This is a genomic window from Cupriavidus sp. F041, assembly GCF_057814235.1.
This window is the reverse complement of sequence record NZ_JBVASY010000002.1, coordinates 2,078,517-2,105,022: the sequence shown is the minus strand read 5'-3', so window position 1 is coordinate 2,105,022 and position 26,506 is coordinate 2,078,517. Positions and strand designations below refer to the sequence as shown.

Annotated in this window: 23 protein-coding genes; 6 read left to right on the top strand and 17 right to left on the bottom strand. The window is 66.6% G+C overall.

Features of this window, described 5'->3' with window-relative positions:
• Nucleotides 1-97: 97 nt before the first annotated feature.
• Both prpC and prpB read right to left on the bottom strand, forming a co-directional pair.
• Nucleotides 98-1,255: a bifunctional 2-methylcitrate synthase/citrate synthase gene (gene prpC / locus ACZY0R_RS26980; protein ID WP_488862690.1), complete on the bottom strand. Its 1,158-nt coding sequence runs from the start codon at nt 1,253-1,255 to the stop codon at nt 98-100.
• 70 nt (nt 1,256-1,325) lie between these two features.
• Nucleotides 1,326-2,234: a methylisocitrate lyase gene (prpB, locus tag ACZY0R_RS26975; protein ID WP_045236306.1), complete on the bottom strand. Its 909-nt coding sequence runs from the start codon at nt 2,232-2,234 to the stop codon at nt 1,326-1,328.
• 288 nt (nt 2,235-2,522) lie between these two features.
• Here prpB and prpR point away from each other — a divergent pair, with 288 nt between their 5' ends.
• A complete protein-coding gene (gene prpR / locus ACZY0R_RS26970; protein WP_488862687.1) occupies nt 2,523-4,538 on the top strand; it encodes a propionate catabolism operon regulatory protein PrpR in 2,016 nt (671 codons plus the stop codon).
• A 17-nt stretch (nt 4,539-4,555) separates the two neighbouring features.
• Here prpR and ACZY0R_RS26965 read toward each other — a convergent pair whose 3' ends face one another.
• Both ACZY0R_RS26965 and ACZY0R_RS26960 read right to left on the bottom strand, forming a co-directional pair.
• Nucleotides 4,556-5,554, bottom strand: coding sequence for a cysteine synthase A (locus ACZY0R_RS26965; protein WP_488862685.1), 999 nt, complete (start codon nt 5,552-5,554; stop codon nt 4,556-4,558).
• 170 nt (nt 5,555-5,724) lie between these two features.
• Nucleotides 5,725-6,048: a putative quinol monooxygenase gene (locus ACZY0R_RS26960; protein ID WP_235185115.1), complete on the bottom strand. Its 324-nt coding sequence runs from the start codon at nt 6,046-6,048 to the stop codon at nt 5,725-5,727.
• A 231-nt stretch (nt 6,049-6,279) separates the two neighbouring features.
• On the opposite strand from ACZY0R_RS26960, the gene ACZY0R_RS26955 reads away from it, so the two are divergent.
• A complete protein-coding gene (locus ACZY0R_RS26955) occupies nt 6,280-6,693 on the top strand; it encodes a RidA family protein (RefSeq protein ID WP_488862683.1) in 414 nt (137 codons plus the stop codon).
• 17 nt (nt 6,694-6,710) lie between these two features.
• On the opposite strand, the gene ACZY0R_RS26950 is transcribed toward ACZY0R_RS26955, so the two are convergent.
• Genes ACZY0R_RS26950 through ACZY0R_RS26920 form a run of 7 tightly spaced genes read right to left on the bottom strand, consistent with a single transcriptional unit; the run spans nt 6,711 to nt 15,266 of the window.
• Nucleotides 6,711-8,171: an N-acyl-D-amino-acid deacylase family protein gene (locus ACZY0R_RS26950; RefSeq protein ID WP_488862681.1), complete on the bottom strand. Its 1,461-nt coding sequence runs from the start codon at nt 8,169-8,171 to the stop codon at nt 6,711-6,713.
• Nucleotides 8,172-8,203: 32 nt separating this feature from the next.
• Entirely contained in the window at nt 8,204-9,196 is a 993-nt protein-coding gene (locus ACZY0R_RS26945) for an ABC transporter ATP-binding protein (protein WP_488862679.1), read from the bottom strand.
• Nucleotides 9,193-10,245, bottom strand: a complete 1,053-nt coding sequence (locus ACZY0R_RS26940; protein ID WP_488862677.1) for an ABC transporter ATP-binding protein — start codon at nt 10,243-10,245, stop codon at nt 9,193-9,195. Before ACZY0R_RS26940 ends, ACZY0R_RS26945 begins: the two co-directional genes overlap by 4 nt.
• A 16-nt stretch (nt 10,246-10,261) precedes the next feature.
• The gene (locus tag ACZY0R_RS26935; protein ID WP_488862675.1) at nt 10,262-11,164 is read right to left on the bottom strand and encodes an ABC transporter permease; all 903 of its coding nucleotides are present in this window, start codon (nt 11,162-11,164) and stop codon (nt 10,262-10,264) included.
• 30 nt (nt 11,165-11,194) lie between these two features.
• Entirely contained in the window at nt 11,195-12,130 is a 936-nt protein-coding gene (locus tag ACZY0R_RS26930) for an ABC transporter permease (protein WP_488862673.1), read from the bottom strand.
• Nucleotides 12,131-12,169: 39 nt separating this feature from the next.
• The gene (locus ACZY0R_RS26925; protein ID WP_488862671.1) at nt 12,170-13,753 is read right to left on the bottom strand and encodes an ABC transporter substrate-binding protein; all 1,584 of its coding nucleotides are present in this window, start codon (nt 13,751-13,753) and stop codon (nt 12,170-12,172) included.
• Nucleotides 13,754-13,811: 58 nt separating this feature from the next.
• The gene (locus tag ACZY0R_RS26920; RefSeq protein WP_488866198.1) at nt 13,812-15,266 is read right to left on the bottom strand and encodes a M81 family metallopeptidase; all 1,455 of its coding nucleotides are present in this window, start codon (nt 15,264-15,266) and stop codon (nt 13,812-13,814) included.
• Nucleotides 15,267-15,608: 342 nt separating this feature from the next.
• On the opposite strand from ACZY0R_RS26920, the gene ACZY0R_RS26915 reads away from it, so the two are divergent.
• On the top strand, nt 15,609-16,337 hold the full coding sequence (locus ACZY0R_RS26915; RefSeq protein WP_488862669.1) for a helix-turn-helix domain-containing protein: 729 nt from the start codon (nt 15,609-15,611) through the stop codon (nt 16,335-16,337).
• A gap of 377 nt (nt 16,338-16,714) precedes the next feature.
• On the top strand, nt 16,715-17,926 hold the full coding sequence (locus ACZY0R_RS26910; RefSeq protein ID WP_488862667.1) for a cyclic di-GMP phosphodiesterase: 1,212 nt from the start codon (nt 16,715-16,717) through the stop codon (nt 17,924-17,926).
• Nucleotides 17,927-17,971: 45 nt separating this feature from the next.
• Here ACZY0R_RS26910 and ACZY0R_RS26905 read toward each other — a convergent pair whose 3' ends face one another.
• Nucleotides 17,972-19,612: an acyl-CoA dehydrogenase family protein gene (locus tag ACZY0R_RS26905; RefSeq protein WP_488862666.1), complete on the bottom strand. Its 1,641-nt coding sequence runs from the start codon at nt 19,610-19,612 to the stop codon at nt 17,972-17,974.
• A 109-nt stretch (nt 19,613-19,721) separates the two neighbouring features.
• On the opposite strand from ACZY0R_RS26905, the gene ACZY0R_RS26900 reads away from it, so the two are divergent.
• Nucleotides 19,722-20,405, top strand: coding sequence for a TetR/AcrR family transcriptional regulator (locus tag ACZY0R_RS26900; RefSeq protein WP_488862665.1), 684 nt, complete (start codon nt 19,722-19,724; stop codon nt 20,403-20,405).
• Nucleotides 20,406-20,530: 125 nt separating this feature from the next.
• Here ACZY0R_RS26900 and ACZY0R_RS26895 read toward each other — a convergent pair whose 3' ends face one another.
• From ACZY0R_RS26895 to ACZY0R_RS26875, 5 genes are all read right to left on the bottom strand, one after another.
• Nucleotides 20,531-21,325 (bottom strand): peptidylprolyl isomerase, encoded by a 795-nt coding sequence (locus tag ACZY0R_RS26895; protein ID WP_488862663.1) that lies wholly within the window; start codon nt 21,323-21,325, stop codon nt 20,531-20,533.
• 4 nt (nt 21,326-21,329) lie between these two features.
• Nucleotides 21,330-21,644: a BolA family protein gene (locus tag ACZY0R_RS26890; protein WP_045236318.1), complete on the bottom strand. Its 315-nt coding sequence runs from the start codon at nt 21,642-21,644 to the stop codon at nt 21,330-21,332.
• An 87-nt stretch (nt 21,645-21,731) separates the two neighbouring features.
• Entirely contained in the window at nt 21,732-22,271 is a 540-nt protein-coding gene (locus ACZY0R_RS26885) for a septation protein A (protein WP_488862661.1), read from the bottom strand.
• 70 nt (nt 22,272-22,341) lie between these two features.
• A complete protein-coding gene (gene msrB, locus ACZY0R_RS26880) occupies nt 22,342-22,788 on the bottom strand; it encodes a peptide-methionine (R)-S-oxide reductase MsrB (RefSeq protein ID WP_035867745.1) in 447 nt (148 codons plus the stop codon).
• Between the two features lie 102 nt (nt 22,789-22,890).
• Nucleotides 22,891-24,453: a protein adenylyltransferase SelO gene (locus tag ACZY0R_RS26875; RefSeq protein WP_488866196.1), complete on the bottom strand. Its 1,563-nt coding sequence runs from the start codon at nt 24,451-24,453 to the stop codon at nt 22,891-22,893.
• A gap of 395 nt (nt 24,454-24,848) precedes the next feature.
• On the opposite strand from ACZY0R_RS26875, the gene ACZY0R_RS26870 reads away from it, so the two are divergent.
• Entirely contained in the window at nt 24,849-26,474 is a 1,626-nt protein-coding gene (locus ACZY0R_RS26870; protein WP_488862659.1) for a 3-(methylthio)propionyl-CoA ligase, read from the top strand.
• The last annotated feature ends 32 nt before the right edge of the window (nt 26,475-26,506 follow it).

Genomic DNA, 26,506 nt, shown 5'->3' with positions numbered 1-26,506 from the left:
GAAAGAGAGTAATGATCAGGGGGTAGCGGCCGTGCTTCGCGGCCGGCTACCCCCTTCTCCCACGGGCGGTACAGGGGAGCAAACCGGCAGCCGGGTGTTACTTGCGATCCTTGATCGGCACGAACTCCAGGTTCTCCGGACCAGTGTAGTTGGCGCTGGGGCGGATGATCTTGTTGTCGATGCGCTGCTCGATGATGTGGGCAGCCCAGCCGGAGGTCCGCGCGATCACGAACAGCGGCGTGAACATGGCGGTCGGCACGCCCATCACGTGGTAGCTCACCGCGCTGAACCAGTCCAGGTTGGGGAACATCTTCTTGATGTCCCACATGGTCGTTTCCAGCCGTTCGGCGATGTCGAACATCTTGGTCGAGCCGGCGTCCTTCGACAGGCGGCGCGCCACGTCCTTGATGATCTGGTTGCGCGGGTCGCTGATGGTGTACACCGGGTGGCCGAAACCGATCACCACTTCCTTGTTTTCCACGCGGCGCACGATGTCGGCCTGGGCTTCATCGGGGCTGTCGTAGCGCTTCTGGATCTCGAACGCCACTTCATTGGCGCCGCCGTGCTTGGGGCCGCGCAGCGCGCCGATGGCGCCGCAGATCGACGAATAGATATCCGAGCCCGTGCCGGCGATCACGCGGCCGGTGAAGGTGGAGGCATTGAACTCGTGCTCGGCGTACAGGTTGAGCGAAGTGTGCATCGCACGTTCCCACAGCGCCGACGGCTTCTGGCCGTGCAGCAGGTGCAGGAAGTGGCCACCGATGGAGTCGTCGTCGGTCTCGACCTCGATGCGCTTGCCGTTGTGGCTGTAGTGGTACCAGTACAGCAGAATCGAGCCGAGGCTGGCCATCAGGCGGTCGGCGATGTCGCGCGCGCCGGGGGTGTTGTGGTCGTCCTTTTCCGGCAGCACGGTGCCGAGCACGGACACGCCGGTGCGCATCACGTCCATCGGGTGGGCGCTGGCGGGCACCCATTCGAGCGCGGCCTTGACGTTGGCGGGCAGGCCGCGCAGGGCCTTGAGCTTGGCCTTGTAGGCGGTGAGTTCGGCGCGGGTGGGGAGCTTGCCGTGCACCAGCAGGTGGGCAATCTCTTCAAACTCGCAGGTCTCGGCGATGTCGATGATGTCGTAGCCGCGGTAGTGCAGGTCGTTGCCGGTACGGCCGACCGAACACAGCGCGGTATTACCGGCGGTCACGCCCGATAGGGCGACGGATTTCTTCGGCTTCGGGGTGGCGAGCGGTTGCGCTTCGGACATTGGGGGGTCTCCTTGGGGGAATGCTGTGCTGACTGATGTTGCTTGCGATCGTACTGCTGTGCAGTTGTGCTTACTTGGCCTTGCCTTGGGCAAACAGGGCGTCCAGTTTCTGTTCGAAGTCGTGATAGCCAATGCTCTCGTACAGTTCGGCGCGCGTCTGCATGGTATTGACCACGTTTTGCTGCGTGCCGTCGCGGCGGATTGCAGCGTACACGTTTTCGGCGGCCTTGTTCATGGCGCGGAAGGCCGACAGCGGGTAGAGGACCATCGACACACCGGCACCACCCAGTTCCTCGGTGGTGAACAGCGGCGTAGCGCCAAATTCGGTGATGTTAGCCAGCACCGGCACCTTCACGGCGTCGACGAACTTGCGGTACATGGCCAGGTCGGTCATGGCTTCGGGGAAGATGGCGTCGGCGCCGGCTTCCACGCAGGCCACAGCCCGCTCGATAGCCTTGTCCAGGCCTTCCACGGCCAGCGCATCGGTGCGCGCCATGATGACAAAATTCTCGTCGGTGCGGGCATCGACCGCGGCCTTGATGCGGTCCACCATCTCGCCTTGCGAGACGATTTCCTTGCCCGGACGGTGGCCGCAGCGCTTGGCGCCGACCTGGTCTTCGATATGCATCGCGCCCGCGCCGAACTTGATCAGCGACTTGGTGGTGCGCGCCACGTTGAAGGCCGATGCGCCGAAACCGGTGTCCACGTCCACCAGCAGCGGCAGGTCGCACACGTCGGTGATGCGGCGGACGTCGGTCAGCACGTCGTCCAGGTTAGAGATGCCCAGGTCAGGCAGGCCCAGCGAACCCGCGGCCACGCCGCCGCCCGACAGGTAGATGGCGCGGTAGCCTGCGCGCTTGGCCAGCAGCGCATGGTTGGCATTGATGGTGCCGACGACCTGCAGGGGGTGCTCATCGGCCAGGGCCTGGCGGAAGCGGGCGCCGGCGGAGCGGGCGAGGTCGGAAGTGGAGAAGGTCATGATGTTCGCTTTGGGAGTGGACGGGCTATTAGCGCAAGGGGTGTGCCAGGCGTGCCAGGCTACGCACCCTGGGAATCGCGGCGACCGCCGGGCAAGGCATCAGCCGTTGTCAGGCTTGGCCTGGCGGCGATCCGCGGCCATTTGCCGCGAATCATTGTGATGTAATTGGCACGTGTGGGAGATTTCAGATTTGAAAGGATTGCATTTCAATATTGAAATGCACGTTGCCTGCGCGCACAATCTCAAGATTAGCTTGCTACTGGCAAGAGCACTGGTTTTTCCGCTCCCATGACAATTGGCCTTCCCGCACCGATCAACGCCGCCGGCACCGGCAATGCCGCGCGCCCTCGCATCTGGGCCATCGGCATCAGCCGCCTGTCGAGGGCCTTTGCCGACCTGATTCCCGGCTATGCTGCCCAGGCGGAGTTCCGCATCGTCGGCAAGGGCTACGCCGCCGCCGCCAGCGCCGTCGCACGCGAAGCGCGCGAGGGCCGGCTCGATGCCGTGGTGGCGGGTGGCTCCAACGGCGCCTACCTGCGCCAGCATGTCGATGTGCCCGTGGTGCTGGTCAAGGTGACAGGCTTCGACGTGATGAGCGCGCTGGCGACGGCGCGGCGCATCTCGCCGAAGGTGGCGCTGGTGACGCACGCCGCCACCTATCCGGAGGTGGAGGAATTCGTGCGGACTTTTTCGCTGTCCATCCCGGCCTACACGTACCTGACCGAAGACGATGCCGCCGCCCGCGTGAAGGCCCTCAAGCAGGAGGGCGTGAAGGTGGTGGTGGGGCCCGGCATGGTGACCGACCTGGCGGACAAGATCGGCCTGATCGGCGTGTTCCTGTACTCCGGCAATTCGGTGCGGGGCGCGCTGGAGGATGTGATTGAAGCAGCCCGCCTGCGCCGCATCGAGTCTGGCCGGCGCGACTACGTGAACACCATCCTGGCTCACCTCAATGAAGGCGTGGCCGCGGTCGACGCGGAAGGGCGCATCCAGACCTACAACCCGGCCATGGAACGCTTTCTCGGCACGGCGCCGGCCGCCGCCCTGGGCCGCAAGCTGCAAACGCTGGCTCCGGCGCTGTCGCTCGACGGCGTGATGCAAAGCGGCAGCAAGGAACTGGAAGCCATCCACAAGCTCGGCGACAAGATGGTGGTGGTCAACCGCATCCCCATCGTGACCGAGACCGGCACCGCCGGCGCGGTGCTGACCTTGCAGGACGCCAATGCCATCCACCGGGTCGACCGCAACCTGCGCTCGCGCAGCCGCGCCCGGCCGGCCGGGGTGCGCTACAGCCTCGATGATCTCGCCGGCGCTTCCCCCGCCATGCATCACCTGCGCGAACTGGCGCGTCGCTATGCGGCGGTGGATTCCACCGTGCTGGTGGGAGGCGAAAGCGGCACCGGCAAGGAAGTGCTGGCGCAGGGCATGCACGACGCCAGCCCGCGCCGGGCGTTTCCCTTCGTCGCGGTCAATTGCGCCGCGTTCCCCGAAACCCTGCTCGAAAGCGAACTGTTCGGTTACGAAGAAGGCGCCTTTACCGGCGCGCGCCGCGGCGGCAAGGCGGGCCTGTTCGAATCCGCCCACAACGGCACGCTGTTCCTGGACGAAGTGGGCGATATGCCGCCCGCGCTGCAGACCCGCCTGCTGCGCGTGCTGCAGGAAAAGCAGGTGCTGCCGATCGGCGGCCTGGATGCGGTGCCGGTCAATGTGCGGGTGATCGCCGCCACGCACCGCAACCTGGGCGAACTGGTCCGGCAGGGCAGCTTCCGCCAGGATCTCTACTACCGCCTCAATATCCTGCGCATCGAGATGCCGCCGCTGCGCGAGCGCGCCGGCGACCTGCCCGAACTGGCGGAACTGCTGTACCGCCGCGCCCAGGAACGCCTGGGGCAGCCGGCGCCGCAGCCGCTGCCGCAAGCGGTGCGGGCAAGGCTGGCGGGCTATGCCTGGCCGGGCAATATCCGCGAACTGGAAAACGTGACCGAACGCATAGCCGTGCTGGTGGCGGGGCGCAAGCTGGCACCCCGGGATTTGCTCGATGAATTGCAGGCGGCCGCGCCGGAGTTGTTTGGCACGGAGCCGGAGGGCGATCCTGCGCCGCTGGCCGGCGGCTTGCGGAGCGCGGCGGCCGGGGGGGCGGACGATGCGGCCGAGGCCAGCTCGCTCGCGGGCGTGGCCCGCGCGAGCCAGGCAGAGCATATACGGCGCGTGCTGGCGGAATGCGGGGGCAACCGGGCTGCCGCCTGTCATCAGCTGGGCATCAGCGCCACTACCCTGTGGCGGCGCCTGAAAGAGGCGCCGTAGCCATGCCAGGGCTGCGCTCAGTGCCGTGCCACGAGGGGTTGCGGCGTCAGCCCCTTGGCCGCCAGCCAGTCCGCATTGAACAGGCGCCCGGCATACAGGTCGCCGCGGTCGCACAGCAGCGTAACGATGGTGTGGCCAGGCCCCATCTCGCGGGCCAGCCACGCCGCCGCCGCCACGTTGATGCCGGACGAACCGCCCACCCATAAGCCTTCCTCCCGCAGCAGCCGGTAAACCGTGTCGACGCAGGACCTGTCGTCGATCCGGACCGCATCGTCGATCGGCGTGTCCGCCAGGTTGGCGGTGACCCGGCTGGAGCCGATGCCCTCGGTGATGGAGTTGCCCTCGGCCTTGACCTCGCGGTGCTTGACGAAGTGATACAGCCCGCTGCCGTGCGGGTCGGCCAGCACGATGCGCACGGGCGGGTTGCGCTCCTTCTCCTTCAGTAAACGCGCGACGCCGGCCAGCGTGCCGCCCGTGCCGGTGGAACAGACAAAGGCATCGACCTTGCCGGCGGTGTCATGCCAGATTTCCGGGCCGGTGGTTTCATAATGCGCCTGGCGGTTGGCCAGGTTGTCGAACTGGTTCGCCCAGATGGCGTTTTCCGTCTCCTGGGCCAGGCGCCCGGCCACCTTCTGGTAGTTGTTGGGGTCGGCATAGGGCGCCGCAGGCACCGGGCGCACCTCGGCGCCGAGAAGCCGCAGGCGGTCCATCTTTTCCGGGGACTGGGTGTCGGGGATCACCACGATGCAGCGATAGCCGCGCGCGGCGCAGATATGTGCCAGGCCAATGCCGGTATTGCCGGCGGTGCCTTCTATCACTGTGCCGCCGGGCTTGAGCACGCCGCGCCGTTCCGCATCGCGGATGATGAAGAGCGCCGCCCGGTCCTTGACCGAACCGCCCGGATTGAGGAATTCCGCCTTGCCCAGGATTTCGCAGCCAGTCTCCGCGCTCAGTCCTGCCAGCCGGATCAGCGGCGTGTGGCCGATGGTGCCGACGAAACCATCCCTGACGTCCATGATGTACTCCGGGTGATGCGCTCCGGATGCGCTGGAGCGTCACTCAAAGTGATAGATCGGCGTTGAGGGAATAACAAGCCGTGCCGGAAAAACCGGATGGCCGACGGGTTCGGCTTCGGCTGGAAAAGCGGGTTTTGGGCCACTTTGGGATAGCGGCCCTTGGGCGGCCGTCAGGCAGCGTTCAGCCACCGGAAATTGATGTCACCCTCAAGAAATTCCTGCCGGGTGTCGTGAAAATCACGCACGTATTCGCTGTTGAGATGCGATTCCAGCGCGTGCCTGGAATTCCACTCCATATAGAGCACAAACACCTCGGCATCCTCGGCGTCTTCTCCCACGTGGTAGCGCAGGCAGCCGGGTTCCATGGCGCCGCGCAGGCGCAGCGCGGCCAGCTTGGCAACCAGGACTTCACGGCGGTGAGCCTTGGCGCGCGCAATTCCGACAAGCGTGTACGTTGTGGACATGGTGTGAACGGCAAGCGTGTGGCGCGCCATTGTAGCCGTGCGGCCGGTCCTTGGGCTGAATGCCCGAGGGCGCTGGCCGGATATTTGGGCGGGTTGACAAGTCGGCCCGCGGGTGATGGCGGGGTACGGCGCCGGCACAGTAAGCCTGCTGGGCGAGCGTGGGCATAATGGGTCCGCATACGGTACATGCGCCTCATGTACCGTATGCGCCAACCGGCATGTGCTTCGCTAAACCACAACAATGATTGTCAAGGACAGGCAATGAGTCATATCGAGCGTCTTCGTCTTCCCGAGAGTGATCCCGCTTTCGGCGGCAACAAGGTTTTCGACCTCTTCCAGTATTCCCCTGCGGTCACCGCGAACGGGCTGGCCTTTATCGCCGGGCAGATCGGCATTCGCGCGGATGGCTCCATTCCCGGCACGCCGAGGGAGCAGATCGAACTGGCGTTCGGGCGCCTGGAAGCCATTCTCGGGCATCTCGGGCTCGACTTTACCGATCTGGTGGAACTGGTGTCGTACCACGTCAACGTGGGCGAACAGCTTGCCGACTTTCGTGCCGTGAAGGAGCGGTTCATCAAATCGGACTTTCCCGCGTGGACGATCCTGGGCGTGGCCGCGCTGGCCCGCCCGGAACTGGTGGTCGAGATCAAGGCGGTGGCAGCGGTCCGTCAGTAAGCCGCGCGTTTCCCGCGTTATGGCTTGGCTTGCCGCGCGATGACCTGCCCGTTGCGCGCCCCGCTGTGCGCGCCGTGCCGCCAGGTAATGGCGCCGTTGACGATCACGGTGTCGATGCCTTCGGCCGGGCGGGTGGGGGTTTCGTAGCTGGCGGCGTCGCGCACGCTCGCGGCATCGAAGACGACGATATCGGCATGGTGGCCCACCTCCAGCGTGCCGCGTTGATGCAGGCCGAAGTTGCGCGCCGTCAGCCCGGTCATCTTCCAGACCGCCGTCTCTAGCGGGAACAGCCCGATCTCGCGGCAGTAGTGGCCGAGTACGCGCGGGAAGGTGCCCCACAGGCGCGGATGCGGGCTTGCGCCGACGGGAATGCCGTCGGAGCCGATCATGGTTTCGTCGAAGGCGAGGATGCGCTGGACATCGTTCTCGTCCATCAGGAAGTAGACCGCGCTGCCGGGCTGCAGGCGGCGCGCGGCCTCGTCCTTGGGCACGCCCCATTCCCTGGCAATGTCGTCGAGATCGCGGCCGGCGTATTCGGGGTGCGGCTGGCTGGCGGAGATCAGCACCCGGCCTTCGAGCATGCCGCGGTCGGCGCGGATCATGGTGGAGCCGGCCGTGTACGGGTAGCAGTCGAGCGAGACGCACTGGTGCTCCATGGTTTCACGGATGAATGGCAGCGTGACCTGGCTCCTGCCGAAATTTGCCGTGTTCTGCACCTTGTGGTGCGACACCACCACCGGCACGTCGAGCGCGCGGCCGATGCGGAAGGTTTCTTCCAGCGACTGCATGACATGGTCGGACTCGTCGCGCATATGCGTCACGTACAGCGCCTTGCGCGCGCTGAGCGGCCGGCAGACCTCGATGATCTCCTCGGTCGTCGCCTTGGCGGCGGGCGGGTAGAAGGTGCCGGTCGACAGGCCGATCGCGCCGGCCTGCATGGCTTCCTCGACCAGTGCCCGCATGGCGGCAATTTCCTCGGCATTGGCGGGCCGGTCGAGCGCTGGCATGGTGACCGCGCGCAGGGTCGAATGCCCGACCATCGCCGCCACGTTGACGGAGCTTGGCGTGGCGCGCAACGCGTCGAGGTAAGCCGCGAAGGTGGTGAAGCGGCCCTCGGCCGGCGAGTCGATCAGGCTCAGCGGCATGGGCAGGTCCATGTCGGCGCGCAACGGGGCGGCACTGATGCCGCAATTGCCGGCAATCACGGTCGTTACGCCCTGCGAGATCTTGAAGGGCATGGTGGCCTGCGACAGCACGGCCTGGTCATCGTGCGTGTGCGCATCGATGAAGCCGGGAGCGACGATCTGGCCCGCCGCGTCCAGCGTCCGGTCGGCCGTATGCCCGGTCAGATTGCCGATCGCCGCGATGCGGCCGCCGCGCACGCCGATATCGGCGCTGAAGCGGGGTGCCTTGCTGCCGTCGATCACAGTGCCGCCAGCGATCAGCAGGTCGTAGTGCGTGGAATTGGAGTCGGACATCGGATTCCTCATTTTGGTCTGCAGCGAGCCGGTCAGCGGAAATGGCAGGCCACCTGATGCCCACCGCCGCCGGATGACCGTTCGGTGAGTGCGGGCGCCTGTTCCTTGCATACGGCTTGCGCCAGCGGGCAGCGTGTGTGAAAGCGGCAGCCCGATGGCGGGTTGGCCGGGCTCGGCGGGTCGCCTTGCAGCAGCAGGCGCCGGGCCGGCGTGCGCGGATTGGGCACTGGCACCGCGGACAGCAGGATCTCGGTGTACGGGTGGCGCGGTGCGGAGAACAAGGTGTCGCGGTCGGCCAGTTCGACGATCTGGCCCAGGTACATCACGGCGACCCGGTGGCTGATGTGGCGCACCACCGCCAGGTCATGCGCGACGAACAGGTAGGCGATGCCGAACTCGGCCTGCAGGTCCATCAGCAGGTTGACCACCTGCGCCTGCACCGAGACATCGAGCGCCGACACCGGCTCGTCGCAGACGATCAGCTTGGGGTTGAGCGCGAGCGCGCGCGCGATGCCCAGCCGCTGCCGCTGGCCGCCCGAGAATTCGTGCGGGAATTTCTTCGCTGCCTCCGGCCGCAGGCCGACCTTGCCGAACAGCCACTGCACGCGTTCGCTGCGCTCGGCGCGCGACTGCATGCCGAAATTGCGCAGCGGCTCGCTGACGATCTCGCCGGCCGTCAGGCGCGGGCTTAGCGAGGCATAGGGATCCTGGAAGATGATCTGCAGGTCGCGCCGGCGCAGCCGCATGGCGCTGGCCGGCAGGCCCACCAGTTCCTCGCCGTCGAGCTGCACAGAGCCCGAGGTAGGCTCGACCAGGCGCAGCACCGACTTGGCGGTGGTGGTCTTGCCGCAGCCGGATTCGCCGACCAGCGAGAGTGTCTCGCCGCGCTCGACGGTTAAGGACACGCCGTCCACCGCCTGGATGGGCGGCTTGCGCGGCGACAGCCAGCGCTGCGGCGCGATGTAGTGCTTCTTGAGCCGGTCGACCTTGAGCAGGGGCGATGGTGTTGCGGAGTTGGTGCTCATGAGATGGCTTCCTGGGCTTCCCGGGCTGGCTGGTTGCATTCGATGCGGCCTTCCTCCACCGCGAAGCAGGCCACCGCATGGTCTGCGCCGTGGCGCGTGAGTTGCGGGATCTCGCGCGCGCAGCGCGTGCCGGCATGCGGGCAGCGCGCCGCGAAGGCGCAGCCCCGGCGGGCTTCCTGCGGCGATGGCACCAGGCCGGGGATTTCGGCCAGGCGCTGGCTGCTGGTATTCATCGAGGGCATCGAGGCCATCAGCGCGCGGGTATAGGGGTGCAACGGGCGGTCGAACAGGTCGGTGACATCGGCTTCCTCGACCTTGCGCCCGGCGTACATCACGATCACCCGGTCGCAGCACTCCGCCACCACGCCGAGGTCGTGCGTGATCATCACCACGCCCATGCCAAGCTCTTTCTGCAGGCGGCGGATCAGGTCCAGGATCTGGGCCTGGATGGTCACGTCGAGCGCGGTGGTGGGCTCGTCGGCGATCAGCACTTCGGGGTTGCAGGCCAGCGCCAGCGCGATCATCACGCGCTGGCGCATGCCGCCGGACAGCTGGTGCGGGTACTCGTTGACGCGGCGCTCGGGCTCGGGGATCTGCACCAGGCGCAGCATTTCCACCGCGCGCCGCATCGCGCCGGCACGGCTTGCACGCTGATGCAAGCGCACCGTCTCGGCGATCTGGCGGCCGATCGTGAGCACCGGGTTCAGCGAGGTCATCGGCTCCTGGAAGATCATCGAGATGCGGTTGCCGCGGATGCGGCGCATCTCGCGCTCGCTGATCTGCAGCAGGTCGGTGCCGCGCAGCCGCACGGCGCCGCGGATGCGCGCCGGCGGCGTCGGCAGCAGCCGCATGACCGACAGCGCCGTCACGCTTTTGCCGCAGCCGGACTCGCCGACCACGCCAAGGGTCTGGCCGGCGCGTACCGTGTAGGAGACGCCGTCGACCGAGCGGGCGGGGCCGGTGAGCGTATCGAAATGGGTGTAAAGCTCGTCTACTTCGAGCAGCGGCTCGCCGGTGGCCAGGGCGGCGCGGGACATCGTCATCGTCATGAATGCGCTCCCTGGTTCAGAGTTGCCGCGCCAGGCGCGGATCGAGCGCATCGCGCAAGCCGTCGCCCAGCAGGTTGATCGCCAGCACCGTCGCGGCCAGCAGGATGCCGGGGTACAGGATGATGTGGAAGGCCACTGCCACGAAGTTGCGGCCCTCGGCCATCATGTTGCCCCAGCTTGGCGTCTGTCCCGGGACGCCTACGCCGAGGAAGGACAGTGCCGCTTCGGTCAGCACGGCGGCGGCCGCCACGAACGTGGCCTGCACGATCAGGGGCGCCACCATATTGGGTACCACGTGACGCGCCAGGATCACCGGCAGGCGGGTGCCTACCGCATGCGCCGCCTCGACGAAGAGCTGCTCGCGCAGGGTCAGCGCCAGCGAGCGCACCAGCCGCACCACGCGCGGAACCTCGGGGATGGTGATGGCGACGATCACGGCGGTCAGGCTGGCCTGCGTGACGGCCATCAGCGCGATCGCCAGCAGGATGCCGGGGATTGCCATCAGGCCGTCCATCACGCGCATCACGAAGGCATCGGCCCAGCGCACAAAGCCCGCGGTGAGGCCGAGCAGCACGCCGAGCACGGTCGCGAGCAGGCCGACCGAGAGGCCGACGATCATGGAGACGCGGCCGCCCCAGACCGCGCGGCTGAACACGTCGCGGCCCAGCGCGTCGGTGCCGAACCAGTGCTCGGCCGAGGGCGGCTGCATGCGCGCCAGCGGGTCGATGTCCTGGGGATCGAGGGTGGCAATCCAGGGCGCGCCGATGGAGAGCACGGCGATCGCGATCAGCAGCAGCGCGCCGATGATCAGCGTGGGATGCTTGCGCGCCCAGTGCCAGCGCGGCAGCACGAAGGGCGCGTCGTCGGCGGCCACCCCTTCGGGGGCGGCGCCTTCGGTCACGGGCAGGGAAGTGGTCATGTCAGCAGGTCTCGCGGCAAGGAAAGGCGCTCAGTACTTGATGCGCGGATCGAACAGCCGGTAGCTCAGGTCGATCATCAGGTTGATCAGCACGTACACGCCGGCCGAGATCAGCAGCACGCTCTGGATCACCGGGTAGTCGTGACGCTGCACCGAGTCGACCACCAGGCGGCCGACGCCGGGAATGGCGAACACGGTCTCGGTAACGACCACGCCGCCGATCAGCAGCGCGATGCCGACGCCGATCGTGGTGGCGATCGGGATCGCCGCGTTGCGCAGCGCATGGCCCAGCACCGGCAGCACGCCCAGGCCCTTGGCGCGCGCGGTGCGGATGTAATCCTCGTGCAGCACTTCGAGCACGGTGGCGCGCGTCATGCGGGTCACCAGCGCGATATAGACCAGCGCCAGGTTGACGCAGGGCAGCACCAGGCTGCGCAGCCATTCGCCGGCGCCGTCGGCAAAGCGCACGTAGCCCTGTACCGGGAACCACGGCAACTGAATGGCGAAGGCATAAACCAGCAGGTAGCCCACCAGGAACACTGGCAACGAGAAGGCCAGCACCGCGAACAGCATCACCAGCCGGTCGATCCAGCTGCCGGCGCGGTAGGCCGCCAGCGTGCCCAGCGGCACCGCGACCAGCAAGGTCAGCAGCATCGTCAGCGCGGCGATGGAGACGGTGGGCTCCAGCCGCTGCGCCAGCAACCGGGCCACCGGTACCTGGGTGAAGATCGAGGTGCCGAGGTCGCCGGTGGCAAGCCGGCCGGTCCACAGCGCGAACTGCCGCCACAGCGGCTGGTCAAGACCCAGCGCGCCGCGCAGCCTGGCGATGTCGTCGACCGTCGCGAGGTCGCCGGCGATCAGCGCCGCCGGGTCGCCCGGCGACAGGTGGATCAGCAGGAATACCACCACGGCTACCACCGCCATTACGGGTAGCGTCGCGGCCAGGCGTCGGAGCAGGTAGCCCATCGTCGTGTCCCCTCGGTCGGTCGTTCTTTTTTCTCTCTCTTACTTGTCGAGCATCCAGACCGTGGGCATGCCGGCCCACAGCTTGTCGATGCCCTTGAGGCTGGCGCGCGCCGCGAAGGCCGCCGAGTACTGGCCGGCGTTCACGTAGGGCACGGCTTCATAGGCGCGCTTCTGGAACGCATCGAGCAATTCCTTGCGCCTGGCCGGCACGGTCTCGCGGATCCAGGCTGTGCGCAGCTCATCAAGCGGCTTGTCGCAGGGCCAGCCGGGCAGGCTGTTGCCGCAGGCGGCGCTGAGGTAGGCATTGGTGATCGGTGAATTCGAATCGAACTCTCCCGCCACGGTCACGTACATATTCCAGCCGCCGGCCTCGGGCGCGTCGCGCTTGGCGCGGCGCGCGCCGATGGAGGCCCAGTCCATGTTCTGCATGTCCACGTTCATGCCCATGCTGCGCATGGTCTGCGCCGCCATCAGGGCCTCGGCGTTGAGGTAGGGCACGTCGGTCGGTACCAGCAGCACCACCTTCTCGCCCTTGTAGCCGGCCGCGCCCAGCAACTGCCTGGCGCGGGCCAGGTCGGCCTTGCGGTAGGGTTCGGCACCGGCCGCCGTGTCGTTGGCGCCGCCGCAGATGAAATAGGTGGCGCAGTAGTTCATGCGCATATCGAGCGGATACCCCATGGCCGCGGTGAAGCGGTCCTGGCTCACCGCCTGCAGGAAGGCCTGGCGTACCTTCGGGTTATTGAAGGGCGGATGGAGCTGGTTCATCACCAGCACGCCCTGGTAGGCGCCGCCCGAGCCGATCTTGACGCTGGTGTCGGCACGCAGCGGGGCGATATAGTCCGGCGGCACCTGTTCGACCAGGTCGACCTCGCCGCGCTTGAGCGCCGCGATGGCGCTGTTGGCGTCGGGCAGGTAGAGCCATTCGACGCGCTCGAACTGGCTCTTCTTGCTGCCGGCGAGACCGCTCGCCGGTTCGCTGCGCGCCACGTAGTTCGGGTTGCGCACGAATACCGCCTTGTTGCCCGGCACCCATTCGTCGCGCTTGAAGACGAAGGGGCCGGAGCCGATCACCTCGGGCAGCGGCGCGGTGGCGGGCATCCTGGCCAGGCGCTCGGGCAGGATCACCGGCGGAAAGCCCGAGGGCTTGGCCAGCGCGTCGAGCACCATGCCGAAGGGCTCCTTGAGCGTCAGCGTGAAATTGCGCGCGTCGACGGCCTTCCACTCCGCGCCGGCATCGCCCATGGCGCGGCCCAGGCTGTCGCGCGCGCCCCAGCGCTGCAGCGATGCGACGGCGTCGGCGGCGGTGACGGGGCTGCCATCCGAGAATTTCAGGCCGGGGCGCAAGGTGAAGCTCCACTGCTTGCCGTCCTTCGAACTGCTGTACTTCTCCACCATCTGGGGCTGCGGCTTGCCGCTTGCATCCTGCGCGAACAGCGTGTCGTACACCATGTAGCCGAAGTTGCGCGTGATGTAGGCCGTGGTAAAGGTCGGGTCGAGGATCTTCAGGTCGGCGTGCGCCACAACCTTGAGCGTCTTGGTCTGGGCCACCACGGGAAGGCTGGCGCCAGCCAGGGCGAGGGCGCTCGCCGCGAGGGCGGCGGACAGTGGGGCATTCAGTTTCATCTGCGGGTCTCCTTTGTCGTCGTTATCGTCGTTATCGTTGTGGACAGGCGGGCGGTGCTCAGGCCGCGGCGCTGTCGAGCGGCCACTTGGGACGGCGAACCTTTCGGTAGGGCAGGGTTGTGAGATCGAGCGTCACGGCGCCGGGGGCGCCCGCGTAGATCACGTGCTTCGCCACCTTCGAGAACGACGCGTAGAAATGCTGCGAGGACTTGACCACGATGATCTTCTTGCGCGCAAGGTCGCATCCCAGCTGCGTGAAGAGGTCCGTGCCCATCGCCTGGTTGCGCAGCGTGATCAGCACGATGTCGATGCCGTTGGCTTCCACCAGCGCGCAGTCGCCCATCTGTACCGGGGTGTTCGACAAGCCGGTCATGACCATGTCGGCTTGCAGCGCCTTGACCGTGCAGTCCAGGTCCAGCGGATCGCCCGAGAGAGGGCTGATCTTGCCGCCGATTCGCATCGCCAGCCGCGCGCCTACGCCGGCGTCGAAGGCGATGCGTGCCGCGATCGGGTCCCACATCGGGCCGACCGCCGCGTTGCCGATGCCGCGCTCGATCATGCGGCGCAGGATGAAGGTGGAGTCGCTCGCCGCGCCGCCGCCCGGGTTGTCGGCGCCATCGGCCAGCACCACGGGCCCGCCGTCGAAGGCCAGCGCCTCGTCGAGCGCGGTGTCGATGTCCGGGTAGGGCACCGTGAGCGCCTCGCGCATGCCGATCAACTCATCGGCCAGCTGGCGGGCCAGCGCATCGGCCCTGGCCTGGTTGCCATCGGTGTAGACCAGCACCTTGGTGCCCATGCCGGGCACGTCGCCCCATGAGAATCCGTGCGCTATGGAGACCGACAGCACGCCGTCCCGGCCTTCCAGCGACTGGATGCGGTCCACGAAGCCGCGCGCGGGCTCGCGCGAGGTATGGACGGTGACGATCATCTCGCAGTCGACCACCGACGCCACCGGCCGGATCTTGCCTTCCACCTTGGCGGCGCACAGGTCGACCAGTTCCAGCGCGCGCTCCAGCACGTCGGTGTGCGGGTATTCCTTGAAGGCGATCAGCAGGTCGGCGTGCGCCACCATCTCCGGCGTCAGGTGGCTGTGCGGATCCAGCTCCGCGCCGATCACCACGCCGGGCCCGACTATGGCCCGCACGCGCTGCAGAAGGTCGCCCTCGCAGTCGTCGTAGCCGTCGGCCACCATCGCGCCGTGCAGGCCGAGCAGCACCATGTCCACCGGCAGTGCCGCGCGCAGGTCGGCCAGCAGTTCGTCGCGCAGGGTTTCGTAGGCATGGCGGGTGGTGGTGCCGCTGGGCTGCGCGCCTGCCACCATGCCTTCGGACAACTGCCAGCGGCGCTCCTTGCCGCGCAGCCTGGCGGCCCACAGCGGGCCGGAGAAGAAGGTCATCTGGCCGGGATGCTGGCCGGCGGGGAAGTAGCCGCGGTCCCGGAAGGAAGCGAGGCCGGTCGGCATCGGCGCGAAGGTGTTGGTTTCGGTGGCGAGGGAGGCACTGAAGACACGCATGGTGGTGAACTCCTGGGTTGGGCGGTTGGAGGACAGATGCGATTCAGGTCGATGCTGCAGCGCGGGCCCGTTCTCGGCGGCAAGCCCGGACGAGGCGGGATGGGCGGGCGCCAGCGCGGCGCTGGTCTTGCCCCAGGGCCGCCGGTGTCCGGATGCCATGGCCGCCCTGGCCCGCGACCCGGAAGACAGGGCGCTAGTGCTTTGGAATGCGAGTGAGTGTATTCAAGAATTTGCGAATATGCAAATTGCGAATACGCAAATTTTCCACTAGAGTGAGCAGCATGGAACGTACCCGGCGGTGCCGTCTGATAGCATCCGGAGCAACGGAAAAAGGACGCAGGCTTGAAAACACATATCGCCCCGGGGCACGGCAGCGACGATAGCGACGAGTCGCGCACGCTCGACCGCGAGACCTTTGGCAAGCGTTTGCGCACGGCGCGCAAGGCCTTTGGCTGGACGCTCGCGCATCTCGCCGGACTCTCCGGTGTTTCCATCACCACCATCTCGCGCGCGGAACGCGGGCAGCTTGCATTGGGCTACGAGAATTTTGCCGCGCTGGGCAAGGCGCTGCAGATGGACATGGGCTCGATGTTCGCCGGCGCCGGCGTGAAGACGTCGCCGTTCCAAGGGCCCGTCGTGACGCGGGCCGGCGAGGGCGTGACCTACCGGGGCTCTTCGTTTTCCTATGAGTTTCTCGGCACCGAGGCGGTGGGCAAGCAGATGAGCCCGGTGATCGGCACCGTGCATGCGCGCCGCATCGAAGGTCCCGAAGACTTCGCCCGCCATCCCGGCGAGGAATTTGTCTACGTGCTCACCGGCGAGGTCGAGGTGCACTTCGACAACGGCGAGAAGGTGCACCTGGGGCGCGGCGACGCGCTGTACTTCGATGCCCGCATGGGCCATGCCTACGTCAGCGTAAGCCGCCAACTCGCCAGGGTCGTGGGCGTGACCACCAGCGAAAGCAGCTTCATGAAGTCAGCCCAGGCCGGGGAGGCGGACGCCGCGCCAGCGCGTGTCGTCAGGCGGCCCCGGGGGAAGGCCGCTGCCGGCAAGGGGCAGGGCAAGGGCTGAGGTGTCCGCGTCAGCGCCGGCTCCGTGGAGCCGCGCGGCTTCGCCCCGGATCGATCCACCGTAATTCCCGCCGCCCTGATGAAGCTTATGTTCGGCCTCGCCGCGCCCGGGCCGGAAGCGTCGCGCGGCGATGCGCCAGTATCCCGGCTAAGTTCTTGCCTGGAAATTGCCGATTGTGAGCAAAGGCATAACCATCCTGCATGGCTGGGCTGGGCTGGGCTGGGCTGGGCTGGGCTGGGCTGGGCTGGGCTGGGCTGGGCTGGGCTGGGCTGGGCTGGCGTGGCCGGCCTGGAAAGCATGTCCGCCAGCCCTAAAGTATTCCGGCTTGCTGCCGTTAAGCGACCACGCCTTATTCAATCTGCACACGAGGAGCTGGCATGCTGAAGCGGATCAAGACCCGGCAGCTTCAAGTCGGAATGTTCGTGGCCAGGGTGGGCGGGCCATGGATTGAACATCCCTTCTGGCGGTCGCGGTTCCTGGTGAACAGCCAGGAACAGATCGACCAGATGATTGCCTCCAAGGTCGAGGAAGTATGGATAGACCTGCTCAAGGGCAAAGGCATCCCGCCGCCGGTGCAACTCGCGGCAACCGGATCGCTGAGCGTGAAACCCGTGGCCGACGAGCCGGCCGGCGCCGTGCCGCAATCGGCGGTATCGCTGGAGGTGGAGTTCGGGCTCGCGCGGGAAGTCATGAAGAACGGCAAGGCAGTGGTCGGCTCGATGTTCACCGACGCCCGCATGGGCCGCGCGCTCGAAGTGGAGGGCGCCCTGATGCTGGTCGATTCCGTATCGAATTCGCTGACGCGCCATTCGCAGGCCCTGATCGCGCTGGCGCGGCTCAAGGTCCGGGACGACTACACCTATCTGCATTCCTTCGCGGTCTGCGCGTTGATGATCGCGCTCGGGCGTACCCTCGGGCGGGACAATGGCGAGGTGCAGCAACTCGGCCTGGCGGGCCTGGTGCACGATATCGGCAAGATTTCCATTCCCACCCAGGTGCTGCACAAGCGTGGCGACATGACCGCCGCGGAGATGGCGATGGTGCAGCGCCATCCGTCCGTCGGCTATCGCATCCTCAACGAGGCCAGGCTCTACAGCAATATCCCGCTCGATGTCTGCGTGCACCATCACGAGCGGATCGACGGGCGCGGTTATCCCTTCGGCCTGCATGGGCATGAGATCAGCGTGCACGCCAAGATCGCCGCGGTGTGCGACACCTATGACTCGCTGACCTCCAGCCGGCCGGGGCACCAGGCCTGGACGCCGGCGCGGGCGCTCGAATACATGGCGGTGCGGGTCGATACCTTGTTCGACCGCACCGTGTTCCAGGCTTTCACCAGGTCGATCGGCATCTATCCGCTGGGCACGGTGCTGCGCTTGCGCTCCGGACGGCTGGCGGTGGTGTTTGCGCAGAACGACAACGAACCGCTGCGCCCGCGGGTCAAGGTGTTCTACTCACTGAGCGAGGCCGCCCAGGTGGGCCCCGAAACGCTGGATCTGAGCGAGGCGGAAGACACCATCATGAGCTTCGAGGACCCGGCGCAATGGGGCTTCCGCGACGAACAATTGCTGGACCTCTGCGCAGCCTGACCGGCGCTCAAATCAGCAAGGCGCATCTTGTCCGCAAGGGCAGCGTCAGGCGGCCCAGGCCCGTTCGAGGATGCGCGCGGCATCGCCACCGCCCGCGCTGATGCCCATGACGGCACCCCATTCCGGGTCGAAGCGGCTGGCCAGGAAGGCGCCGGCGGTGGCCGCATCGGCATGCTGGAGCATCAGGCAGGCCTGGGCGGTCAGCACCAGCCGCGCGGTGGTGCGGCGCGCCTCGGCCTGCTGCTCTTCCTCGGGCAGGCGCAGCGCCGCGCGCAATGCCGCCACGCTGGCCTGGATGCGCGGCTCGCCCGCGCCCACGGCGCTCATCTTGTCCAGCACGCGCAGGTAGTCGTGCGGATTGCGGCCGATGGCGCGCAACACGTCCAGGCACATCACGTTGCCCGAGCCTTCCCAGATCGAGTTGACCGGCGCTTCGCGGAACAGCCGGCCCATCGGGCCTTCCTCCACGTAACCGTTGCCGCCGAAGACTTCCATTGCCTCGCCGGTCACTTCAACCGCGCGTTTGCAGATCCAGAACTTGGAGGCGGGCGTGAGGATGCGGCGCCATGCGAGACGAGCGGGATCGCCGGTGGCTTCGAAGGCGGTGGCCAGGTCCATCGCCAGCAGCATCGCGGCCTCGGCCTCCAGCGCCATGTCGGCAAGCAGCCTGACCATCAGCGGCTGGCGGATCAGCGGCTTGCCGAAGGCGCTGCGATGGCGCGCATAGTGCAGGGACTGCACCAGTGCCTGGCGCAGGAAGCCCGCGCTGGATAGCGCGCAGTTCAGGCGGCTGTAGGTGGCCATTTCCAGGATGGTGGGAATGCCGCGGCCCTCGTCGCCCACCATGATGCCCCAGGCTTCACGGAATTCCACTTCGCTGCTGGAGTTGGAACGGTTGCCCACCTTGTCCTTCAGACGCTGGATTTCAATGGGGTTCTTGCTGCCGTCGGGCCGCCAGCGCGGCACAAAGAAGCAGGAGGAGCCGGCTTCGGTATTGGCCAGCACCAGGTGGGCGTCCGACATCGGCGAGGAGAAGAACCACTTGTGGCCGGTGATCAGGTACTCGGCGCCGCGTCCCTCGCCGCGGCTGGGCACCGCGCGGGTGGTGTTGGCGCGCACGTCGGAGCCGCCTTGCTTCTCCGTCATGCCCATGCCCACGTTGATCGATGGCTTGTGCTCGATGGGGATGTCGCGCGGATCGTAGGCCTGGGTCAGCAGCTTGCTGCCGAGCTGCGCGAACAGGTCCGGCTCCTTGCGCAGCACGGGGATGCAGGCCTGGGTCATGTTGGTGGGGCAGAGCGAGCCGGACTCGATCTGGCAATGCATGTAAAGCGAGGCCGCGTACGAGGCCCAGGCGGACGGGCGCGTATCGGCGAAGGGCAGGTTGGCCAGGCCGCTCCTGCGCGCGATGGTCATCATCTCGTGCCAGCCGGGGTGGAAGCGGACGTGGTCGATGCGCTCGCCGATGCGCGAGTGCGTATGCAGTTCGGGATGGTGGCGGTTGGCATCCTCGGCGTGGCGGATGGTTGCCTCGGCGCCGAGTACCGCGCCCTGGCGCTCAAGCTCGGCTTCGTTCCAGGCCGCGCCGGCGCGTTCCACGGCACGCCGGATGCCGGGGTCGCTGGCGTAGAGGTTGTAGTCCTTGAGTTCGGGGACCTGGTTGGTGATGGCATGCGTGGCGTTCATTGCGGGCTGTCTCCTTGGGCCGGGCTGGCAGGGCTCGCCGCCGCCCGTTAGATTCGAAGGGTCATTCTAGATACAATGCCCAGCCTGCATGTTCGGCTTTCGGAGCACCATGAACCCACAGCAGAAAGGCCCGGAAAAACCTCGCCGCAAGCCGGTGCAGTCGCGCTCGTGGCAGACCTCGCTGGCCATTCAGGAGGCCTTTGTTCGGCTTTTGGCCGGGCAGGATTACGGGCAGGTGACGATTCGCGCCATCGTCGACCTGGCCGGGGTGGGGCTGGGTACCTTCTATGAGTACTTCGGCAGCAAGGAGGAGTTGGCCCGTGTTTGCCTGCATCTGCGTGCCAAGCGCATCGTGCTGGCCATGGACGAATGCCTGGCGCAACGCCGGGGCGAGCCCATGGCAGTGATCGCGGACGCGCTGATTGCCGTCAATGTCGGGCACCACCGGGAAACGCCGGAGCGGTGGGGGCCGGTCTATCTGCTGGAGCGGCACTATTCGGGGCGCGCGGCGTATCGAAAGATGTATGGGAGGTTCGTGGCGCTGTGGAGCCGGGCGCTGCAAAGCGCCGCCGACGCGCCACCCGCCCCGGTGATCGAGGAGGCCTCGGTGACGCTGCAGGCCATCGTCTATGGTCTGATCTCGCATGCCTGCATCGACGAGGGGGAGGGGATCGATTTTCCGCGGCTGATGCGGCGGCTGCGGGGGGCTGCGTATGGGTATCTGGGTACGCTGGGCGAGTCGCCTGGGGTGTTGAACGAAGCAGGCAGGACGCGCCAAAACCGTCCGGAATGACGACGGCTGTGGCTGAACGACGGCCCCTGACTGCCGGCACTTGATGCTGCAGCCGCCGCGGGCCACAAAAACGAAACCGGCGCCATCGGCGCCGGTTTCGTCTTACAGCCAGGGCTGAATCCAGCTTACTGGATCTTGGCCTTTTCCTTGAGCGACTTCATCATCGCCTGGAACTGCTCGCGCTGCCAGTTCTGGTCGCCCATCAGCATCTGCACCAGCTGCGGCTTGACTTCTTCGAAGGTCGGGATCTTCGCGTCGCGCACGTCGTCGAGCTGGATGATGTGCCAGCCGAACTGGGTCTTGACCGGGGTCTCGGTCATCTGGCCCTTCTTCAGCCCCGTCATGGCGGCGGAGAATTCCGGCACGTAGCTGCTGCTGTTGGCCCAGTCGAGATCGCCGCCGTTGGCCGCGGAGCCCGGGTCCTTGGACGAGGCCTTGGCCAGGTCTTCGAACTTGGCGCCGCCCTTGATCTTGGCGATGATGGCGCGCGCGTCGGCTTCTTTTTCCACCAGGATGTGGCGGGCGTGGTATTCCTTGCCGCTGCCGAACTGGGACTTGATCTTGTCGTATTGCTTGCGCAGTTCTTCGTCGCTGGCGCCGTGGGTCTTGACGTAGTCTTCGAAGACGGCACCGGCCAGCACGTTGAGCTTGGCCTGTTCCAGTTGCTCCTGCAGGTCGTCGCGCTGGGTCAGGCCGCGCTTGTTGGCTTCCTGCAGCAGCAGCTCACGGTCGATCAGCATGGTGCGGGCACGGTCGCGCAGTTCTGCGCTGGGAGGCTGTCCGGTGCCGGCTATCAGCTTGTCCAGCTTGGCCGAGGGGATCGCCTTGCCATTCACGACGGCGGCGTTCTGGGCGAGGGCGGGCAAGCTGCCAGCGGCAAGCACAGCCGCCAGGCTGAACGAGAGGACTGTGGTCTTCATGGAATCAGGTCTGAGAGTTGCTCGAGGAATCGCGGGAGGTTTCGCGGGATTCAAGTTCTTGGTCGGTCAGCGCCGTCACTGCCAGCGCATGGATTTGCGTGGGGAACAGATCGCGCAGCGCATCATACACCATGCGGTGGCGTGCCACCCTGGTGCTGCCGGCAAATTGCCCGCTGACGATGGTCACGTGATAGTGCCCGCCGCCGGAGGCGGCGCCGGCATGGCCGGCGTGCAGCGCGCTGTCGTCGCGCACTTCTACGCGGGAGGGAGAAAGGGCTGCGCGCAGCAGGGCTTCGATTTGTGCGGGTTCTGCGGCCATCGGCGTTTGTGCTTGTCCTGGTGGGAATCCGGCCGGAGCCGGAAGGTCAGTCTTGGAAGGCGCGGCGGGAATGGCCCGCCGGGGCGCTTACTCGGGGGTGTTTTCCTGCATGTGGCGCGACAGCCAGACGCTTTGCGCCAGGATGAACACCAGCATCAGGCCCATGCTGCCGAACAGCTTGAAATTGACCCAGGCATCGGTGGAGAACTGGTACGCCACGTAGAGGTTGACCACGCCCATCACGGCGAAGAAGGCGGCCCAGGCGGCGTTGAGCTTGCCCCAGGCGGCTTCCGGCATGGTCACCTGCTTGCCCAGCATGGCGCGGATCAGGTTCTTGCGCCAGATCAGCGCCGACAGCGTCAGCGTGGCGGCAAACAGCCAGTACAGCACGGTGGGCTTCCACTTGATGAAGGTCTCGTTGTGCAGCAGCAGCGTGGCGCCGCCGAACACGGAGATGATCACCAGGCTGACCCACTGCATCGGCTCGACCTTGCGGTGGCGCAGCCAGACCCAGCCGATCTGCAGCACGGTGGCGGCGATGGCCACTCCGGTGGCGGCGTAGATGCCCGCGAACTTGAAGGCGACGAAGAACAGGATGACCGGAAACAGGTCGAACAGGAATTTCATGCGGACTGGATTGATCGACGCGAGGTCGAGGACAGGGTTGGCGGCGAACCGCCGCGCGGGCGGTTCGGGCTTAGCGCGGCGTGTCGGGCGATGTCGGCGCGGCGTCACCCGCATCGAAGTCGGCGGGGTCGCGCTCATCGAATTTTAGCGCAGCCGAGTTGATGCAGTAGCGCAGACCGGTGGGCGCAGGGCCATCTTCGAAAACATGGCCGAGATGGCTGCCGCATTCCTTGCAGCGGACTTCGACCCTTACCATGCCGTGGGTGCGGTCGGTGTGCTCATCGATCACCTCGCCGTTGATAGGGCGGAAGTAGCTGGGCCAGCCGCAACCGGCGTCGAACTTGGTGCTGGCTTCGAACAGCGGCGTGCCGCAGCCGACACAGCGGTAGGTGCCGCGCTCCCAGTGGTCCCAGTAGCGGCCGGTGAAGGGCCTTTCGGTGGCTGCCTCGCGGGCTACGCGGTATTCGATGTCGGAGAGTTGCTCGCGCCACTCGGCTTCGGTCTTTTGCGTGGTCATATCCGGCTTTCCTTTCTGGTTGGCTGGGAAACGATTGCTTTTCGTCACCCACGGCCAGTTGGTCGTATCTCGACTGCCAATCCTTACAGCGTGGCCGCGTCCTTATGACGAACAGCTCACTTCCAGTCCCGCGGCCCAGTCCGGCGGCAGCGCGGCATAGCCTTCCGCCTCGGGCTGCTCGTCGAAGGGGCGCGACAGCACAGCCAGCAGACGGTCAACCTCGCTGAAATCGTTCTCGCGAGCGCGGCGGATGGCGGTTTCGGCCAGGTGGTTGCGTAGTACGTACCTGGGGTTGACCGCCAGCATGGCCACCGCCCGCGCGGCGTCGACTGAGTTCTCGGCACGCAGCCGTGCGCGGTACTTGTCGGCCCAGGCATCCCATGCCGCGCGATCCAGGAACAGGTCACGCACCGGCGCATCCTGGCTGCCATCGACGGAAGAGATGCGGGCGAGGTTGCGCCAGAACAAGGTGTAGTCCACGCGCTGTGCGTGGAGCAACTGGAACAGGTCGGTCAGCAGCGGCTCGTCGTCCTCGTCGCCGGCGCCCGTCGGACGCAGGCCCAGCTTGTCGCGGTATTGCCGGAAGAAGGCCGCCGCATAGCGCTCGCGGAACGGATCGAGCGCGGCGCGCGCGGCCTGCACCGCGGCATCGGTGGCGGCCTTGCCGGCTTCGCCTTCGCCCTTGCCATCGCCTTCGCGCCACAACGGCATCAGCGCCTGGGCCAGGCAATGGAGGTTCCAGAACGCAACCTGCGGCTGCTGGCTATAGGCGTAGCGGCCCTGCGTGTCCGTGTGGTTGCAGATGTGGTTGGCGTCGAAGGCATCGAGGAAGCCGAAGGGGCCGTAATCGATGGTCAGGCCGAGAATCGACATATTGTCGGTATTCATCACGCCGTGGCAGAAGCCTACCGCCTGCCAATGCGCCATCAGGTCCGCGGTGCGCAGCGAGACTTCGCGCAGCAACGCCTGGTAGGGCTGCTTGTCCTCGCGGCATTCCGGCATGAAGCGGTCGATGACGAAGTCCGCGAGCCGGCGCAGCGCGCCGATATCCTCGCGCGCGGCGAAATGCTCGAAATGGCCGAAGCGGATAAAGGAGGGCGCCAGCCGTGTCACCACGGAGGCGGTCTCGATGGTTTCGCGTCGCACAGGAGCGTCCGAGCCGACGATGCACATGGCGCGGGTGGTGGGCACGCCCAGCGCGAACATGGCTTCCGAGCACAGGTATTCACGGATCGAGGAGCGCAGCACGGCGCGGCCGTCTGCCATGCGCGAGTAGGGCGTCATGCCGGCGCCCTTGAGCTGGATTTCCCAGGGGCCGCTGGCGGTGCGCGCTTCGGCCAGGCGGATCGCGCGCCCGTCCCCCAGCTGGCCGGCCCAGACGCCGAACTGGTGGCCGGAATAGACGCTGGCGAGCGGATCCGCCCACTCGGGTACGTGATTTCCTGCAAAAATTTCGATGAAGCTACGCTGTGTTGCATCATCCGCGTTCCAGCCCAGCAGGCCGGCCGCCATCGGCGATACGCCTACCAGCCGTGGGGAGGGTAGCGGCGTCGGGGCAAGCCGGGTAAAGAAGCGCGATCCCAGGTCGGCAAAGCCGGGCACGGTCGTGAACGGCGGGACGGCCGCGGCCGCGTCCAGTTGGGCGGGGCTGGCGGCTTCAGGCAAGGCGCGGGGGGCGCCGGTTGGCTCGGGAGAGTTCACTGAGGCATCACTGTGGGTGGCTGGGCACTGCAGCGCCAGCATGTCGAATTTCTCGCAAGTGCGCTTGCAGGCTAGGGAAAACGACATGTTGAGGTGCAACATGGCAGGCGGTATTGTACTTCCACGCCGTCGCTCGCATCTCTGACCGCCGTTGCCACCACAATGTTTCCGGTTATCCCTTAAGTCCCGTCCCCGACGCACCGCGATGGGGCCGGAGTGCAGCAACCCAGCCTTCCGGATATGGCGCTGCACAACGGATTCCCGTTGACGTTTCATCAATGGATGGCAACAATCGGCCAAAAAATAGAACGGTTGTTCGTTTTTTGACGAATCTCAAAAAAATTTCAGGAGACTATTCCATGGCATTGATGGGTCAAATGATGAGCGAACCCCTGCTCATTTCCTCCATCATCAAGCACGCCGCACGCCACTATGGCGGCACGGAAATCGTCTCGCGACGGACCGAAGGCGATCTGCACCGCTATACCTACCGCGACTGCGAGCTGCGTGCCCGCAAACTGGCCCAGGCCATTGCCGCGCTGGGCGTGCAGTCGGGCGACCGTGTCGGCACGCTGGCCTGGAATGGCTATCGCCACCTGGAGATCTACTACGCGGTGTCGGGTTCGGGGGCGGTATGCCATACCGTCAACCCGCGCTTGTTCCCTGAGCAGGTCGCCTACATCATCAATCACGCCGAGGACCAGTACGTCTTCTTCGATGCCACCTTCCTGCCGCTGGTGGAAGGCGTGGCGGCGCATTGCCCGGGCGTGAAGGGCTGGGTGATGATGAGCGACCGCGCGCACATGCCGGCCGACGCCAAGCTGCCGCTGCTGTGCTACGAAGACCTGATCGACGCGCAGGACGGCAACTACGCCTGGCCGCAGTTCGACGAGAACACCGCGTCCAGCCTGTGCTACACCTCCGGCACCACCGGCAACCCCAAGGGCGCGCTGTATTCGCACCGTTCCACCGTGCTGCATTCCTACGCATCCGCGCTGCCGGATGCGCTGGGGTGCTCGGCGCGCGACGTGATCCTGCCCGTGGTGCCGATGTTCCACGTCAACGCGTGGGGCCTGCCGTATTCGGTGCCCTTGGTCGGGGCCAAGCTGGTGCTGCCTGGCGCCAAGCTCGACGGCGCCTCGCTCTACGAGTTGTTCGAGCAGGAGAAGGTGACCTTCTCGGCCGGCGTGCCCACGGTATGGCTGGGCTTGCTGCAGTACGTGCAGGCCAACAAGCTCAAGTTCTCCACGTTCCATCGCACCGTGATCGGCGGCTCGGCGGCGCCGCCGGCCATGATCCGCACGCTCAAGGAGCTGGGCGTGGAAACCATCCACGCCTGGGGCATGACCGAGATGTCGCCGCTGGGCACGTCGTGCAGCCTGCTGGCGCGCCACGACGGCCTGCCGGAAGACGAGCGGCAGAAGATCCAGGAAAAGCAGGGCCGCGTGATCTACGGCGTGGACATGAAGATCGTCGACGGCGACGGCAACGAACTGCCCTGGGACGGCAAGGCCTTCGGCGACCTGCACGTGCGCGGCCCGTGGGTGATCGAGCATTACTACCGCAACGGCGCTTCGCCGCTGGTGGATGGCTGGTTCCCCACGGGCGACGTGGCCACCATCGACCCCGACGGCTATATGCAGATCACCGACCGCAGCAAGGACGTGATCAAGTCCGGCGGCGAATGGATCTCCTCGATCGATATCGAGAACGTGGCAGCCGCCCATCCCGCGGTGCATATGGCGGCCTGTATCTCCTGCTATCACCCCAAATGGGATGAGCGGCCGCTGCTGGTCGTGGTGAAGCGGCCCGGTGCCGAGGTGACGCGCGAGGAGTTGCTCAAATACTTCGAAGGCAAGGTCGCCAAATGGTGGATCCCCGACGATGTGGCTTTTGTTACCGAGATTCCGCTGACCGCCACCGGCAAGATGCAGAAACTCAAGCTGCGCGAGCAATTCAAGGACTACCGCCTGCCGGCGGCCTGACCCCAAGCCAAGGCGGCCACAGAGCCGCCAAT